The organism is Eggerthella lenta DSM 2243, assembly GCF_000024265.1.
GTDB classification, from domain to species: domain Bacteria; phylum Actinomycetota; class Coriobacteriia; order Coriobacteriales; family Eggerthellaceae; genus Eggerthella; species Eggerthella lenta.
Genome location: NC_013204.1, coordinates 3,052,726 through 3,066,381, shown reverse-complemented (window position 1 = coordinate 3,066,381; position 13,656 = coordinate 3,052,726). Strand labels below are relative to the sequence as shown.

19 protein-coding genes are annotated in these 13,656 nt (G+C 64.3%); all 19 read right to left on the bottom strand.

Annotated features, from left to right (window positions below):
• Positions 1-5 precede the first annotated feature (5 nt).
• Positions 6-347, bottom strand: a complete 342-nt coding sequence (locus tag ELEN_RS16350; protein ID WP_015761318.1) for a hypothetical protein — start codon at positions 345-347, stop codon at positions 6-8.
• Between the two features lie 80 nt (positions 348-427).
• The gene (locus ELEN_RS13245; protein WP_015761317.1) at positions 428-646 is read right to left on the bottom strand and encodes a hypothetical protein; all 219 of its coding nucleotides are present in this window, start codon (positions 644-646) and stop codon (positions 428-430) included.
• A gap of 67 nt (positions 647-713) precedes the next feature.
• Positions 714-1,862 (bottom strand): RNA-directed DNA polymerase, encoded by a 1,149-nt coding sequence (locus ELEN_RS13240; RefSeq protein ID WP_015761316.1) that lies wholly within the window; start codon positions 1,860-1,862, stop codon positions 714-716.
• A gap of 219 nt (positions 1,863-2,081) precedes the next feature.
• Entirely contained in the window at positions 2,082-2,240 is a 159-nt protein-coding gene (locus ELEN_RS16585) for a DUF6273 domain-containing protein (RefSeq protein ID WP_220270411.1), read from the bottom strand.
• The gene (locus ELEN_RS13235) at positions 2,230-2,700 is read right to left on the bottom strand and encodes a hypothetical protein (protein WP_015761315.1); all 471 of its coding nucleotides are present in this window, start codon (positions 2,698-2,700) and stop codon (positions 2,230-2,232) included. Before ELEN_RS13235 ends, ELEN_RS16585 begins: the two co-directional genes overlap by 11 nt.
• A 96-nt stretch (positions 2,701-2,796) precedes the next feature.
• Positions 2,797-3,687 (bottom strand): DUF6273 domain-containing protein, encoded by an 891-nt coding sequence (locus ELEN_RS13230; RefSeq protein ID WP_015761314.1) that lies wholly within the window; start codon positions 3,685-3,687, stop codon positions 2,797-2,799.
• Between the two features lie 13 nt (positions 3,688-3,700).
• Positions 3,701-4,696 carry a BppU family phage baseplate upper protein gene (locus ELEN_RS15820; protein WP_015761313.1) on the bottom strand — a complete coding sequence of 332 codons (996 nt, stop codon included), beginning with the start codon at positions 4,694-4,696 and terminating at the stop codon, positions 3,701-3,703.
• Positions 4,686-4,874 (bottom strand): hypothetical protein, encoded by a 189-nt coding sequence (locus tag ELEN_RS13220; RefSeq protein ID WP_015761312.1) that lies wholly within the window; start codon positions 4,872-4,874, stop codon positions 4,686-4,688. The genes ELEN_RS15820 and ELEN_RS13220 overlap by 11 nt, the downstream gene beginning before the upstream one ends.
• Positions 4,875-4,886: 12 nt before the next feature.
• On the bottom strand, positions 4,887-7,079 hold the full coding sequence (locus ELEN_RS15815; RefSeq protein ID WP_015761311.1) for a phage tail protein: 2,193 nt from the start codon (positions 7,077-7,079) through the stop codon (positions 4,887-4,889).
• Positions 7,080-7,781: a distal tail protein Dit gene (locus ELEN_RS13210; RefSeq protein ID WP_015761310.1), complete on the bottom strand. Its 702-nt coding sequence runs from the start codon at positions 7,779-7,781 to the stop codon at positions 7,080-7,082.
• A complete protein-coding gene (locus tag ELEN_RS13205) occupies positions 7,781-10,198 on the bottom strand; it encodes a phage tail tape measure protein (RefSeq protein WP_015761309.1) in 2,418 nt (805 codons plus the stop codon). The genes ELEN_RS13210 and ELEN_RS13205 overlap by 1 nt, the downstream gene beginning before the upstream one ends.
• A complete protein-coding gene (locus ELEN_RS15810; RefSeq protein ID WP_015761308.1) occupies positions 10,191-10,865 on the bottom strand; it encodes a Gp15 family bacteriophage protein in 675 nt (224 codons plus the stop codon). Before ELEN_RS15810 ends, ELEN_RS13205 begins: the two co-directional genes overlap by 8 nt.
• Positions 10,837-11,295, bottom strand: a complete 459-nt coding sequence (locus ELEN_RS13195; RefSeq protein WP_015761307.1) for a hypothetical protein — start codon at positions 11,293-11,295, stop codon at positions 10,837-10,839. The genes ELEN_RS15810 and ELEN_RS13195 overlap by 29 nt, the downstream gene beginning before the upstream one ends.
• A 99-nt stretch (positions 11,296-11,394) precedes the next feature.
• Complete coding sequence (locus tag ELEN_RS15805) at positions 11,395-12,099, bottom strand: phage tail tube protein (protein ID WP_015761306.1); 705 nt, start codon at positions 12,097-12,099, stop codon at positions 11,395-11,397.
• Positions 12,099-12,494: a minor capsid protein gene (locus ELEN_RS13185; protein WP_015761305.1), complete on the bottom strand. Its 396-nt coding sequence runs from the start codon at positions 12,492-12,494 to the stop codon at positions 12,099-12,101. The genes ELEN_RS15805 and ELEN_RS13185 overlap by 1 nt, the downstream gene beginning before the upstream one ends.
• On the bottom strand, positions 12,491-12,823 hold the full coding sequence (locus ELEN_RS13180; protein WP_015761304.1) for a minor capsid protein: 333 nt from the start codon (positions 12,821-12,823) through the stop codon (positions 12,491-12,493). Before ELEN_RS13180 ends, ELEN_RS13185 begins: the two co-directional genes overlap by 4 nt.
• Positions 12,824-13,153, bottom strand: a complete 330-nt coding sequence (locus ELEN_RS16345) for a putative minor capsid protein (RefSeq protein WP_015761303.1) — start codon at positions 13,151-13,153, stop codon at positions 12,824-12,826.
• Between the two features lie 4 nt (positions 13,154-13,157).
• Positions 13,158-13,517, bottom strand: a complete 360-nt coding sequence (locus ELEN_RS16340; protein ID WP_015761302.1) for a head-tail connector protein — start codon at positions 13,515-13,517, stop codon at positions 13,158-13,160.
• Positions 13,507-13,653, bottom strand: a complete 147-nt coding sequence (locus tag ELEN_RS16335; RefSeq protein ID WP_015761301.1) for a hypothetical protein — start codon at positions 13,651-13,653, stop codon at positions 13,507-13,509. The genes ELEN_RS16340 and ELEN_RS16335 overlap by 11 nt, the downstream gene beginning before the upstream one ends.
• Positions 13,654-13,656: the final 3 nt, after the last annotated feature.

Genomic DNA, 13,656 nt, shown 5'->3' with positions numbered 1-13,656 from the left:
GCCTCCTAGAGTTTGCTTTCTATGCGTGCCAGGGTTTCGTTCTGGTGCTCGAACCTGATCTCCGACTTTCGGTCGTGCTCGATCAGGATCGCGGTGGTCGTGTCGCGGTCCTCCTTGTTCGACCGCAGCGCCTCGGTGTTGTTGTCGAGGGCTGCGCGGCATAGGTGCAGCGCCTCGGTGTTGTTCTCGGTCATCTGGTCGCTTTTGCTCCGTCGCGCAGGAATGCCCTTTATGAGCGCCTTGATATCGGGGCCGAAGTAGATGCACGACGCGACAACAAGTGCGATGAAGGTCCAGAAGAAGCCAAGTTCTTTCATTGCTTCCGGGCTGTTCAGAAACGCATCCATAGATCACCTCCTTTAGCGGATTGCTAAAGGGTATTTGCGGCGTCGCGGCGCAAAAAAAGCACCTTTGCGGGTGCTTGCGTTCAGATCGCGCCTTGCTCTGCCGGCTCCTGCTCGTCAAGCGTGGCGAGCTGCGCTTCGCACTGGTTGATCGCCTCGCGCCATTCCTCGCGCTTAGCTCTCATGGGGCCGTATTCCTCGGGGGTCAGCGCGCCGTCGGCGTGCTTGATCGCCATGTAGTCGGTTTGCTGCAGCAGGTTCTTGTATGCGTTGATCGCGCCTTCGATCTCCGTGCGCTCCATTTCGCCATCCTTTCTTCGGGTGGCTCGATGATCCCGCCGGCGTCGCGTCATGCGGCTCGCGGAAGTGCTATTTCAATGACACCCCCCCCCGCGAGGCATTTTCGGGGTTCGAGAATAAATCCTTGTACAGCGCATCCATGGACAGCACCGTGCGGTGCGCGTCCAGCTTCTTCATGCCGCCCCTCCACGATTGGTAGGACCTCTCTACCTGCTCGGGCGTCATCATCCCGAGATCGACGAGCTTGCGTTGCTTTTTCAGCTTCCGCCTTTCGCGCGTGATCGATTCGCGCGACGGCCTTACGACGATGCGCCCGTTCTCTCCGAACGAGATTTTCTTCTTGAGGAACGTGAAGCCGCGCGACAGTTTCACTATGCGCGTCTTCTTGCGGTTGATCGATATCCCGCATTGGTCGCACTTCTGCTCTATGAGCATGAGCACCACTTCGAGGTACGCCTTGCTCTCGTGGATGTAATAGCTATCGTCCATGTAGCGCCCCGTGGCCTCAAGCCCGCACATTTCCGCCGCGAAGTGGTCGATGTAGGATGGGAACGCCACGGCGAGTATCTGGTTCGGTTCGCTTCCAAGTCCCAGCCCGATATCGCCCTGCGCGTCTATGAAGCGGTGCTCAAGCGCGACGAGCCGCCTGTCTTCGAGCGCGCCGGCCACTATGGCCTTCGCTGGGCCGTGCGATATCCGCGCGAAGTAGTCGGAGAAGTCAACGAGCAGGATGTAGCCATCGGCCCCGTGCTTTCTGTAGAAGCGCGCGAGCTGCTTCTTCATCCTGGCTATGGCGAAATCGGTTCCCTTGCCCTTGAGGTTCGCCGAGTTGTCATAGGTAAGCGTCGGCGCTATGGCCGGGACGAGCGCGTTCTGCGTTAGGCTCTTCTGTATGACGCGCTCGGAGAAGCGTACGGCGCTTATGTGGCGCAGCTTTCCGCGCTCCCATAGATCGAAGCGGATGAACCCACGGCAAACGTCGCGGCCTTCCAACAAGTCGCGGCGTGCCTTCATGACGTTGCGCAGCACGTCGGCCTGGTACCTCTGCACGCTCGCCTTCCATGCGACGCCGCGCGCGGCCTGCTTCGCCGCCTTGTAAAGCGCGTTCAAGTCGGCGACGGCCTCAAGGTCGCATCCCGCGTTGCGCTCGGCCTTCCTGCGCGCCCGCTCTGCCTCCCTGCGCGCCCTGCGCGCCGCCCTGCGCTCATCCGAATTCATAGGAGGGCACCCCGCACGGCCTTTTCAATGGCGTTCGTGCAGCAGCCGCGTGAGACGATGGCATGAAACCGGGTCGAGCGCCTAAGGCCACGGCCATGCAAGAAGCGTCCGCCATCGCTCGCGGGGTGCGTATTTACGGCCTCGCGGCCGACGGTCATGCCTTCCTTCCTCAATGGCGCTGCTTTCGGCTTTCGCCTACTCGGTCTGGCCGTCTGGGAATCAGGGCAGGGGCCGGACCCAGGTGTTCGCCGGGGTATTGTAGTTGGCATTCCCGTTACTGTTGACGTAGCACACGTTGGACGAGGAAAGCCCGGACACAGAGCGAAGCCACCAATTGATCCGCGATGCAAGGCATAACGCGCGACCATTATAGCGCACGAATCCTCTCTACCTCCGCCTCGGCATCGGCTAGCATTTCTTCGGCGCTGCGCTTTCCGACGATGCGCACGTTCTTGCGCGCGCCCTTGAGCAATGCTATCTCCTGCTCGATCATCGAGACGACGGCCTCGAACTTTCCGACGTTGACGGGTAGCCCAATGTCGATAAGGCATTGCATGTCCTGGCAAAGCTGCTCGCAATCCGCTATCGCGAGCGACAGGTACTTTCTGCGCTCGAGCACGTTGGCCGCGCTGTTCGGGTAGAACTGATCGGCGCGGTTGATGTTGTAGACGATTGCACGCGCCGTCTCGACCGTGGGGACGGCGTTCAGCAGGCGGTAAGCCTTCGGCACGACAGCGGGCGACGCCATGAGTCTGTTGACCTCCACGCGTATCCTGATCGCCGTGTTGTAGAACTCGAATTCGGACACCTTGCGGGTCCGCTCGTAAACCCCGCCCATGCTCTACCCTCCGAAAAATAAAAATTTGAACCGGCCCGCTTCGCGGGCAAGTGCGCCCGCGCAAGGCGGGCGCAGAGAAGTATACAGCACCGGCTTTCAGCCTACGAGGAAGCAGGGCAGGGGCCGGACCCAGGCGTACGCCGGGGTATAGTAGTAGGCAATCCCGTAACTGTCGACGTAGCACACGTAGGACGAGGAAAGCCCGGACACAGAGCGAAGCCACCAAGAGATCCGCGAACCTTGGATGCGGTCCTTCGTCTTCTTGAAAATGTCAAATTGGCAGTCGAAGCCGACCGAATACCCAGGCGTCCCCCAGACGCAGCAGCCGTACACCTCCATTTCGGAAGGCGACCACACCGGCCCGAGGTCGGCCCACGCCCAGTTGTTGGAGGCCGTGAGCGCGCCCGACGCGCTGTAGCGCGTTTCGAGCAGAACGCGCTGGTTGAGGATGCAGTCGCGGACGATCTGCGGCAACATGGGGTAGTACACCTCTGTTTCCCATCGGTGCAGGTTGCTCACCAGGTAGGGGTGCGCGTTTTCCGCCGTCCCCTGGTTGGTCGCCGTCTCGTTCCATACGATGTAGGAGCCGTTCACCGCATCCGCTCCCGTCACGGCGACCGGCGCGCTCGGCACCATGACGACGTGATGGCCCTTCGACGCATCGCCGCAATACAGGTACGGGTCGAAATCGCCGATGCGATACCGCACGTTGTTGCCGTTCGTGAGCGTCAGGTCGATGTAGTCTTTCGTCCGCATTCCCGCGAAGTTCCCCGCGCGCACGCGGGCGCGCAGCCACGCCCAGACGTTCGCGTAATTCGCGATCTCGCCCGCGAACAGCGCGGCGAGGCTTTGGCCCGCGTAGGTGTCCGTGTCGATCTGCCGCGCGTACTCCGACGCGTTCACGGCGTTCTGGCTGCTGGTGCGGGCGCTCTCGTCCTTGATGGTGTACGTGGTGCCCCCCACGCCCAGTTTGCTGATATCCGTCATGTTCCGTTCCTTTCTAGGTAAGTGATGCCATTTCGCCGCTAACCGATGCGCTCTTCATGGCCGCGGTGCCGCCGCTCGCGGTCGCCTTCGCCGAAGGGGCGTAGAGCGTGCCGTCCATGACGATGTAGCCGCCCGACAGCTCCGCCGCGAGGTTCCCGAGCTTGTCCACGCTCTCTTTCAACGCGGCCACCTCGCCGTCGCCCGCTCCGTTGCTCGCGATGCTGTTCGCGATCTGCAGGGCGTTGCTCGCCGCCGCGTTCGCGTTGCTCGCCGCGCCCTGCGCCTGCGATGCCGCGCTCGTCGCCGACTTCGTGGCCGCTGCGGCGTCCGTGGTCGCCTTCTCGGCGTTGCCCGTGGCCTCCTTCGCCTTCGCGGTCGCCGTGTCGGCGTCGTTCGCCGCCTTCGATGCCCTGTCGGCCTGCTCGTCCGCGCTCTTAGCCGCCGTGTTCGCGTCAGTGGTCGCCTTGGCGGCGCTCTTCTCCGCCGCGTTCGCGCCCGCAGCCGCGTCGGTCGCCTTCTTCGCGGCGTCGTTCGCCGCCTTCGTTGACTTGTCGGCGTTCGCCTTCGCCGTGTTGAGGTCGATGACCGCCTGTTGGAATACCGAGAAGTCGTTATCGGAAAGCGCCGCGCTCCCGTCCACCGGATCGACGTCCACGAAGATCCGGAAGTTCTTGCTGCCCGATATCGCGGCGCGGTTGCCGTTCAGGTAAACCATGATTCGCGCCAGCACGGTTCCGCTCCGCTGCATGGCGGTGGGGTAGAGCACGCGCCATCTTCCGTGCGCCGCGTCCACGGCGGAGAACGGCGTCAAACCCTCGCCGCCAGCCTCGTGGCCCCATGCGAGGTACACGGACATGCCGGTCGTGTTCGCCGGTTCCTTGCCGTCGAACAGCGACAGGTCGATGCCGCGCCCGTTGGCGTCCCCCTCGTTCGCGTACATGTCGCCTACGTGGCCGTCGGCGCAGTCGAGCGTGACGGCGCGCGTGTACCATTGCGCGCTAATTGCCATTGATCATTCCTTTCACTTCGCCTATCGCCTCCGCCAGCTCCGCCTTCGTCGGGACCGATTCAAGCGCCGGCAAGATCGACGTTTCGAGCAGGTCGAGAATCGTTGCGAGCTTCGCTTCGGTCTCGCCATTTAGCGCGCCTACCGCCGCCGGCACCGAACCGTCTGATATTTCTTCCATATGTGCGCCTCCTTACCAGACGAGCGTTTGGTGGAACTCGCCATTGAGCCATCCGAAGCCCTTCGAGCCGCAGCGGCATTGCACGCCGTCCGACGAGATGCGAACATAGTGCGAATCGTCGAGCTTGAGCGTTACGTACCCGCTCCCGAAGAACAGCCCTTGCGAACTGCTGTATTGCAGCTTCACGAGCGGCGATTCGCCGAGGCTGTTGCCTCCGCAGCGAAGGAATAGCTGCTCGTTCGGCTGCTGCATATACGTGTCGTCGAAATACGGCGGATGGAGCCATAGCTGCTTGTAGTACGTGCTCGTGTGCAGGAATGGCTTGTTGAAGCAGGCCATGCCCGCACCCGTCGTCCTGTTGCTCGGGTCGGCCGATGCGCGAAGCGCCTCGACGTCGAGGTAGTTGCCCTGCGAGTTGACGAACGAAGCGCCTGGATTCCCCGCCGCTGTCGTCCCTGTCGTCACGTAGAGCGACGACGACACGCCAACCGCGCGGCTCATGAAGAACGCCTTGCCGTTCGCTATCACCGTTCCGGCGATCATGGAGCCGTTCTTGTCGCGCACTTGGAACCCGAGCGACGGCGACACCGTTACGGTGTTCCCGTTGGTGTCGGTGATGTTGATGATGCCGTTGCGCATGTTGATAGTGCCGCTGTCGAGGTCGAAGTACGAGCTGCCGCCGGTTATGCGGCCGGTATAGATGCGGTCGGCCACGATGCCGTCGCCCGTCATCGCGGTTTTGAAGTACCAATTGCCGCTGCTGTACTTGCTGTTCGCCACGGCCACGATGCCGCCGCCGATCTTCACGCACTTCGTCGCGCTCTCCGGGCGCGAGTTGTACACGAATATGCCCTTGCCGGGTTCCTCGTACACCCAGCCGCCCGTCGTGTTAACCTCCTCGTTGATCATGTCTATGAGCTGTTCACGGATATCGGAGGGTATCTTGTCCATTTCGGCCTTGAGCGCGGCCACCTGGTCGTCGCCGTGCTTGATCGCCTCGTTCACCTCCTGCTCGAACCTGTCGCCGAGCGCGCCCATGTTCCTGTTCGTCTGCGCGTTCGAGGCGTTGACGGCGTTCTGCGCGTAGGAGGCCACCGAATCCGATGATTCGCGGATCGCGCTCTTCTGGGCCTTGAACACGTCCGCGAGGTCGCCGAAGTTTCCGAACTCGTAGGTCGTGTTCTCCTCTTCGAGCTGGTCTTCCTTGATCTTCGTGATGCGGGCCATCACGCGCACGCCGAGGTCGCCGTCGATGACGGCCACGGCATCGCCCTCGTCTGACCCCTCGAACCCGACGCCTGCGTTCCGGGTCGCGGCGACGGACGCCGCATAGCTCACCTTGGGCACGCTGCGCATGGCAAGCTCCGCCCTCGTGAGGCGCAGCAGCTCCGCCGGGTCCTCGCACTTGTCGAACGTCGCCTCGCCGAAGACATGGGCCTTGCCTCCCTTGCCGTCGGGGCGGCCCCACCTCTCGCGGGCCGCGTCGTCTCCGATCCACTTGACCCCGCCGTTCGCGTCCGCGAACGATAGCTTGCGGGAGTACCCGCCCGTGAGGTTGCCGTCATCGTCGGTCGTCTCAAGGGACGCGCCCCAGCCGTAGAGCGCCGTGCACACGTCGTCCTCCGACACGGTGCGCCTGCACTCCGATAGGTCCTTCCGGTACGTGAACCGCTTGCCCGTGTCGGCCCCGACGTGCGCGAGCAGGCTCACGCGGCGCGATACGACGCGCGAGCCGGAAACCGCGATATCGAAGCGCAGCTCGCCGCCGAAGGCGTCGGCCACGTCGTGTATCGCCTGCCACGCGCTCGCGTGGTAGAAGTTGACCTGTGCCGTGCCGAGGTCATCGACCTGGCCGACCGTCCACCGCGACGACGATAGCGCCGAGGCGAGCGCGGTCGCCGCCGAGCAGTTGCCGGGGCGCTTGTCCTCGATGTAGTCGCCGCGCAGCTCGATGGCGGAATTCGGGCAGTAGTGCGTGCGCTCCACGCCCGTGTCGGCGTGGCTCTCGTCGCAGCTTCCGACGATGTTCTCGCGCCAACGGCCCTTGAGGTCGCGCCAAACGATGCGGTCGCCCTTGTCGAGCACCGCGAACGAGACGATCTCGAGGCTGTTCTCTCCGTTCAGCTCGCGGGTGTCGATGCACGAGGCGAGCGTCTTGATCGCGCCCTTGTAGTTCTCCCAGCGGTCGCAGACGAATAGCTGCATCTAGCGCCACCTCTCCGTCCACGCGACCGTGCCCGTGCCGCTCGACAGCCGAAGCGACGCCTCGCCCGGTTCGAGCGCGAAGAAGTCGCTCTCGAACGTCACAGGCGCGTTCGCGCCGTTGACGGCGGCATTCGGCGCGGCCATGTCGAACACGACCACCGACGAGGACGTGAGCGCGGCGGTAACCTGCACGAACCTGCCCGTCGCGTTGTCGGTGAGGCGGAGGAACGACACGCTTCCGCCCGGACGCGCGGTCACTATGGGTTCGGTCGGCCATGTGCCGCCGACCTCGAACGTGCCGGCGGGGGAAAGCGACGCCTCGCGGTCGCGCCCGTAGGCTATGGGGTCGTACGCGGTGAACTCGATATCGCACGTGCCCGTGTACCACAGATTGCTCAACGCGGCCTGCGTGGTCATGATCGCCATATAGTGCATGTCCGGCTCGTCGTCGAGCACGAGCGGCCTCGGCTCCGAGGCCATGAGCACCGGGGCGACCTCGCGGCGCAGGCGCGCCATGGAGGCCCCTGGGCGTGCCCGCCATCGCAGCTTCACCGGGATCACGAGCGGCTTCACCTTCGCGCGGACGAAGCGCGCGCCGGCAAGCCCCGGCACGTCGCGCGTCGCCACGTCAAGCTCGGGCGATATGCGCCGCTCGAACGACGCGCTGAACCACTTCGACAGATCGCAGCCGTTGAATATCATTACGCGAACAGCTCCTTCCGTTTGAACTCGCGGGCGATGGCTTGCGATAGCCTTTCTATGTCCGCCTCTTCCCTCACCGTTGCGCTGACGTAGATGTTCACCTCTACGTCGCGCGCCTCGCCGCCGCCGATGCCTGCGGCCACCGCGTCGGCGAAGGGCTGCATGTTCCGCCCTCGCAGCGGCATGACGGCCTCGGGGCCTGCCTCGCCCACGCCGATGATCGACGCGGCGTTGAAGATGCCGCCCGTGGCGTACCAGTCCACGCCGATGGTCGGGATGCTCGGCGGGTTGAGGCTGAAAGAACCGCTGATCGAGAAGTGGGGGAGGCTGATGCGCGGCAGTTCGAGCTTGCAGCCGGAGAAGAACCCGGATATTGCGCTTATCGCGTCGGAAACGGTGTTCTTCGCCCCGCCCATGACGTTCGATATCGTGTTGGCGATGCCGTCGAGCACGCCTGAAATAGCAGACGACGCGGCGTTGAACCCGCCCTCGACCACGGAAACGATGGTGTTGATGACGCCGGAGAAGATGGACGAAATGGTGTTCCACACGCCGGAGACGATGTTCGATATCCCGTTCATGATGGATTCGACGCCCGCCTGCATCTGCGAGAAATCGCCGGTCACCACGCCGTGGATGAAGCCGCAAACCGTTTGGAACACGCCCTGGATGACCGACAGCGCGCCGCTGATGATCTGCGATACACCGGTCATCACTCCCGTAATGGTCGCGAGGATCGCCGCGAATACGTTTCCCACAGTGTCCATGAGGCTAGTTATCACGGGTATAACGGTGGCGATGACAAACTGGATAGCCGCGTCGATAATGGGCATGACGGCCTCGAAAACGGTCGTTATGCTCTGCTGTATGGCGGTCATCGCCATTTGGATGTAGGGCATGAGGAACGCCGCCACCTCTTGGACCTTCGACGAAATGGCGTCCCACGCTCCCATGACGGCCTCGCGGAAGCCATCGCTCGTGTTCCATAGGTACACGATTATCGCGACGACGCCGGCGACGGCCGCAACCACGAGGGCGACGGGGCCGAGGAGCGCGCCGAGCGATGCGCCAAGGCCTCCCGCAGCAGCGCCCGCGCCGGTTGCTGCTGTTCCGGCCGCAGCAATGAGCGCGCCGATGTTGCCGACGGCTCCGGCGAGGCTCCCGACGATGATCAGCAGCGGGCCTATGGCCGCGACCACGGCCGCGATGCCGAGGATCGCCTGCTGCCCCGCAGGCCCGATGCTTTGGAACCAGTCCTTGAACGCCGACACGCCGTCGATGAAGCCTTGGATGGCGGGGCGCAGCGTTTCGACGATGGTGCCGCCGAACTCGATCATCACGTTCTTTATCTCGTTTATCGCCTTGTTCAGGTCCCACGAATCGGTCTGCATCTTGCCGAACGCTTCCTCGGTCGCACCCGAGGAGTTGTTCATGGCGTCGAGATTCGCGGTGAACCCGTCGATCCCGTCGCCCGCTATGGCGAGCGCGGCCTTCCCGGCCTCTGCGCTCCCGAAAAGCTCGTTCAGGCTCACGCCGTTCTCGTCGGCGTACTGGCGGCACGCATCGAGCACTTCGCCGAGGCTCATGCCCTCGGCCATGCATTCCTTGAACGACTTTCCGAGCTTGTTCTTAACGATCTTTCCAACGTCCGAGCCTGAATCGCCCAGCTCGTTGATCATCCCGGACAGGTACGTGGTCGATTCGGCGGTGGCGATGCCCTTGGCCGTGGTGGTCGCATACGCCGCCGCGAGGTTTTCGAGGCTCACGCCGTAGGCCGACGCGGTTGGGATGACCTTGCCCATTGCCTGCGACAGCTCGCCGACGGTCGTCTTGCCCTTGTTCTGGGTCATCAGCAGCACGTCGGACACGCGGTTTACCTGGTCGGCCTCCATGCCGTACGCGTTCATGGTGGTTGACAGCAGGTCAAGCGCCGACGCCGAATCGGTGAAACCGGCGGTTGCCAGCTTCGTGGCGTTGCTCACGAAGTTAACGGCGTCCCCGGTCGATTGGCCGGCGGATATTGCGTTGTAGACGTTATCGGCGATATCGGATGCCGCCACGCCGGTGTCGTCGGACAGCTTGAGGATCGCGCCGCGCAGGTCGTCGAGCGGTACTTCGGTCGTGTCGGCGATGGTCGATACCTTCGCCATGGCATCGTCGAAGTTCATGCTCATGGTCGCGCATGCGACGCCTGCCGCGAGCACCGGCGTCGTGAGCTTGAGGGTAAGGCCCTGCCCTGCGCTCGTCAGCTTGTCGCCGAACTGCTTCGCGGCGTCCGCACCCTTCTGCAGGCCGGACCAGTCGAGCTTGCGGTCGGCGTCCTCGATGCTCTTGATATCGGCCTTGACCGACGCGACGCCCTTTTTGAGCGGTGCTTCGTTGAGTACCGCTTCTACCTCCACGCGCCCGTCAGACATTGCCCACCTCCGCGCCCTTGGCGACGGCCTTCAACGCGGCGAACAGGTCGCGGCTTCGGTTGTTCTGCTCTTCCATGGCATCGGCCGGCGAGGCGTCGGCGGCCTTGATCGCGAAATGGCTGCGGCGCGCGCTCCATGCGTCGCACTGCTCGCCGTTGTACTTCGTGCGCTTCGGTGGCTTGGCCGTGCGGTAGTAGATCGCTTGCGCGAACGGGGTTTGGCCGTCGTCTTCGACAAGCTCGCCGAGCAGCGCGCACACGTCCGCGAACGACAGCCCGTCGGCCGCTTGGTCCCAGGTGATCCCGTAGGCGCTCATGAGCGACGCCTGGATGCGCGGCGCGTCGGATTCCCAGTCGAAGACGGCGCGCTCGTGGGGCTTGGTGCCGGTCACGTCGAGGCCGCACGCGTCCCACAGCACGCACGCTATGAGGTCGTTAATGTCGCCGCCGGCCATTCCGAGTGCTTCCGCAGGATCGGGGAACAGCATTGCGAGAAGAATTTGGTATTTGTCCTCCGGCTCAAGCTCCTTGTCGGCGAATAGCTCGATGACGAGCAGCATGTTCCGGGCGGAATCGCACACGAGCACCGAGCGGCCGCGCCAGTCGTACCAGTGGCACAGCCGCCCTCCAGCGTGCTCGCTACGCCTTGTGAGGCTCGGGCTGCGCATTGGCGATCTCCTTGAGGTAATGCGCTGCCTTGTGGTCCTTGAAAGCCTTGATTCGGTCGATGATCGCCACTTCGATCTCGCTGAACACGAGGGCCATGACCATGTTGGCCTCCTCCGGCTGCACCGGCTCGCCGTCGCCGCATGCCACGAGGATTTCAAGGTAGGATTGCTCGCCGATGGCCCCGCATATCGCGGGGCGCATGAGGTCGGCCATGTCCTTGGCGATCTTGTCGGCCTCCGGCCCGCAGGCCGATTCGAGGGCCTTGCCCGCCTCCTGTATGGCCTCCATCTTCTCGCGCGAGCTTCGCAGCAGTTCCCAGTTCTTGTTCACGCTCGAATCGCGCAGGTCGATACGCGCGTGCACCGTCTCGTCCCCAAGCTCGATATCGAGCGGTTCAAACAACTTCCCGAAAGCGATGATCTTAGCCATTTCTTCGCCCTTTCTTGCGCGCTGTGGGCAAAGGAAGGGCCGAGGCGCAGCGCGTTCGCCTCGGCCCTCGGCCTAATGTATTTGCGGTGTCGCGCCGCTCTATGCGGATGCCCCCACCGTCACGTCGACGACGGCGCAAACGCTGGGCTTCGCGGCGCACTTTACCGAGAGGCGCGTCTTGCCGGCCTTGACGCCGGTGACGTTGCCCTCGCTATCGACGGTGGCGAACTCGTCGTTTTCGATGGCGAACACGCAGCGGTCCGACGCGCTGCTCGGCGTCACGGTTGCCGACGCCGCGACCGTCTTCCCGACGGCCACGGCCCCGACGGTCGCCGTGACCGATTCCGGCAGCACGGTGGCGTCGGATGGGATGACGCGCGGCGCGCCGTTGAAGTGCAGTTCGCACGAGAACTCGTTCTTGCCGTTCGCGTCGCCATTCGCGCCGAGCGCCTTGATGTTGCAGATGGTCACGCTCGATTCGACCACCTCGCCGGCCGGGTCGGTGATGCGCAGCGTGGATTTGCGGGCCTCGCCGCGCACGAACTTGAGCGACGCCACGTAATCCTGGTACGGGTCGCCGTGGCGGCGATGCCCCGAAACGCTGATGATCTCCTGACCGCCGGTGACGTCCGAGCTTGCGTTTCCGTCGCCGTCGAAATAGGCCGTCTGGTCGATCTCCTCCGACGGGTCGCCGTCGATGGTGGCGATGCCCGCGCCGATGCGCGCGAACGTGCGCTTCACAGCGAACGGGGTGATATCCAGCTCGTAAAGGTGCGTGTGGTTGGGTGCGAATCCGATATCCATTAACCGAAGTCCTTTCTCGTTATGTTGATAGTCGCGTCGAACGCCCAGACGAAGAAGCCCGATTCGTCCCACGGGATGGGGCGGGGGAACGCCGTCTCGACGCTCGCGACGCGGTAGGAGCCGTTCCGCGAATCGAGCGGGCGGGTGCGCAAGATACGCTCGGCCTCCATCGCGTCGCCCATGGCGTCAAGCTCGCTTCTCCGCTTCGCTATGACGGTGAGCCGCAGCGGGGTCGCCACCTCGCCGTCGTGGTAGCGCGTCTGGCGCGATGCGACGCCGAGCGACACGACGACGGCCTCGGGGTGCTTCGACGAATCGGGCAGCGTGGTTACCACGTCGGCGATGCCGGCCTCTTTCAGGCGTTCGCGCACCACGTCGAGCAGATCGAACCTCATGCGCCGCCCCCGAACAGCCCGCCGGCGAAGTCTTCGAGCGCGCCCATGTCGCCGCCCTTCAACCGCTCGTCCCAGTGGTCGCCCGTGCCGGCCTCCGAGTGGTTCATGGGCACGTAGAAGTGCCTCGCCGCATAAGGCGTATCCCAGACGAGCACGCCGCCCCTGTAGTCGCTGTTCATCGGCTCCGACGAGCGCAGCGTCGTTTCCTCGACCGGCACGTACTTGCGTATCAGCGATGCGGCCTTCATCGCGAACAACTCTTGGCGCTTCTCCGCCTCCGCGTCGCCGAAGCGGCTCTCCATGGCCGACAGGTCGATGCGAACGGTCATCTAGCGCACCTCCAATTCCCAGTGATGGACGCGCCCCGCGAACTGCTCGCGGGGGTGGCATGCGTTGACGCAAACCTCGGGCGCTCCGTCGATGCTCACCATCGAGCTGGCCGGCACCTCGAACGCTCCCTCGCTGTTCACGGCGTCGATGAACACGATCCCGGTGGTGCCGTCCTGCAACTGGTAGTCGGTGCGCCTGATCCCCGCCGCTTTCTCGTAGCGCACGTGCCCGATGGCGACCGGCTCGGCGAACTCGCCGCCGTAGTCGCCTTCAAGCGGCACGCGCACGGCTGCGGTGCTTGGGAGGGCGCGTTTCGGTATCTGCAGCATGGTGCTATCCGATTCCCTGATAGAGCAGCCCCGAGCCTTGCAGCTCGCGGAGGATGGCGCGGCGCATGTCGAGGTCGTAGGCGCTGACGCCTGCGGTTCCCGCCAGCGTGGCGGAGAACGCGCCGACCGCCACGCTGGCGACGTTCTCGCCGATCCCGCCGGATGCGCCGTAGGCCGCATCAACATCGACGGCGGCGCACACCGCGCCGACGTACGCCGCCGCCTGCTGCTCGCCGTCCGGTTCGTTGAGGCCCATTACCTCGCGCACGGACGCGACGGCGGAGGCGAGGGACGCGTCGAACGCCTCCTTCGCCAGTTTGCCGCCGCGCGCCGTGTACTCGTCGTATGAGACGCTAGGCGTCATCGTCCTCGCCCTTCTGGCCGGCGTCCTTGCCGCCCGCCGCGCCGTCAGCGCCAGCGTTCTGGGCGTCGCCCTTCTGGCCGGCGTCCTTCTTCGGAGGCGTGCGCTTCTTCTTGACCTCGAAACCTACGGTCTTCATCGG

Bases quoted from the DNA above. Each gene is read 5' to 3' on its own strand.
- ELEN_RS16350 (WP_015761318.1), bottom strand. From the start codon at position 347: ATGGATGCGTTTCTGAACAGCCCGGAAGCAATGAAAGAACTTGGCTTC.
- ELEN_RS13245 (WP_015761317.1), bottom strand. From the start codon at position 646: ATGGAGCGCACGGAGATCGAAGGCGCGATCAACGCATACAAGAACCTG.
- ELEN_RS13240 (WP_015761316.1), bottom strand. From the start codon at position 1,862: ATGAATTCGGATGAGCGCAGGGCGGCGCGCAGGGCGCGCAGGGAGGCA.
- ELEN_RS13235 (WP_015761315.1), bottom strand. From the start codon at position 2,700: ATGGGCGGGGTTTACGAGCGGACCCGCAAGGTGTCCGAATTCGAGTTC.
- ELEN_RS13230 (WP_015761314.1), bottom strand. From the start codon at position 3,687: ATGACGGATATCAGCAAACTGGGCGTGGGGGGCACCACGTACACCATC.
- ELEN_RS15820 (WP_015761313.1), bottom strand. From the start codon at position 4,696: ATGGCAATTAGCGCGCAATGGTACACGCGCGCCGTCACGCTCGACTGC.
- ELEN_RS13220 (WP_015761312.1), bottom strand. From the start codon at position 4,874: ATGGAAGAAATATCAGACGGTTCGGTGCCGGCGGCGGTAGGCGCGCTA.
- ELEN_RS15815 (WP_015761311.1), bottom strand. From the start codon at position 7,079: ATGCAGCTATTCGTCTGCGACCGCTGGGAGAACTACAAGGGCGCGATC.
- ELEN_RS13210 (WP_015761310.1), bottom strand. From the start codon at position 7,781: ATGATATTCAACGGCTGCGATCTGTCGAAGTGGTTCAGCGCGTCGTTC.
- ELEN_RS13205 (WP_015761309.1), bottom strand. From the start codon at position 10,198: ATGTCTGACGGGCGCGTGGAGGTAGAAGCGGTACTCAACGAAGCACCG.
- ELEN_RS15810 (WP_015761308.1), bottom strand. From the start codon at position 10,865: ATGCGCAGCCCGAGCCTCACAAGGCGTAGCGAGCACGCTGGAGGGCGG.
- ELEN_RS13195 (WP_015761307.1), bottom strand. From the start codon at position 11,295: ATGGCTAAGATCATCGCTTTCGGGAAGTTGTTTGAACCGCTCGATATC.
- ELEN_RS15805 (WP_015761306.1), bottom strand. From the start codon at position 12,099: ATGGATATCGGATTCGCACCCAACCACACGCACCTTTACGAGCTGGAT.
- ELEN_RS13185 (WP_015761305.1), bottom strand. From the start codon at position 12,494: ATGAGGTTCGATCTGCTCGACGTGGTGCGCGAACGCCTGAAAGAGGCC.
- ELEN_RS13180 (WP_015761304.1), bottom strand. From the start codon at position 12,823: ATGACCGTTCGCATCGACCTGTCGGCCATGGAGAGCCGCTTCGGCGAC.
- ELEN_RS16345 (WP_015761303.1), bottom strand. From the start codon at position 13,153: ATGCTGCAGATACCGAAACGCGCCCTCCCAAGCACCGCAGCCGTGCGC.
- ELEN_RS16340 (WP_015761302.1), bottom strand. From the start codon at position 13,517: ATGACGCCTAGCGTCTCATACGACGAGTACACGGCGCGCGGCGGCAAA.
- ELEN_RS16335 (WP_015761301.1), bottom strand. From the start codon at position 13,653: ATGAAGACCGTAGGTTTCGAGGTCAAGAAGAAGCGCACGCCTCCGAAG.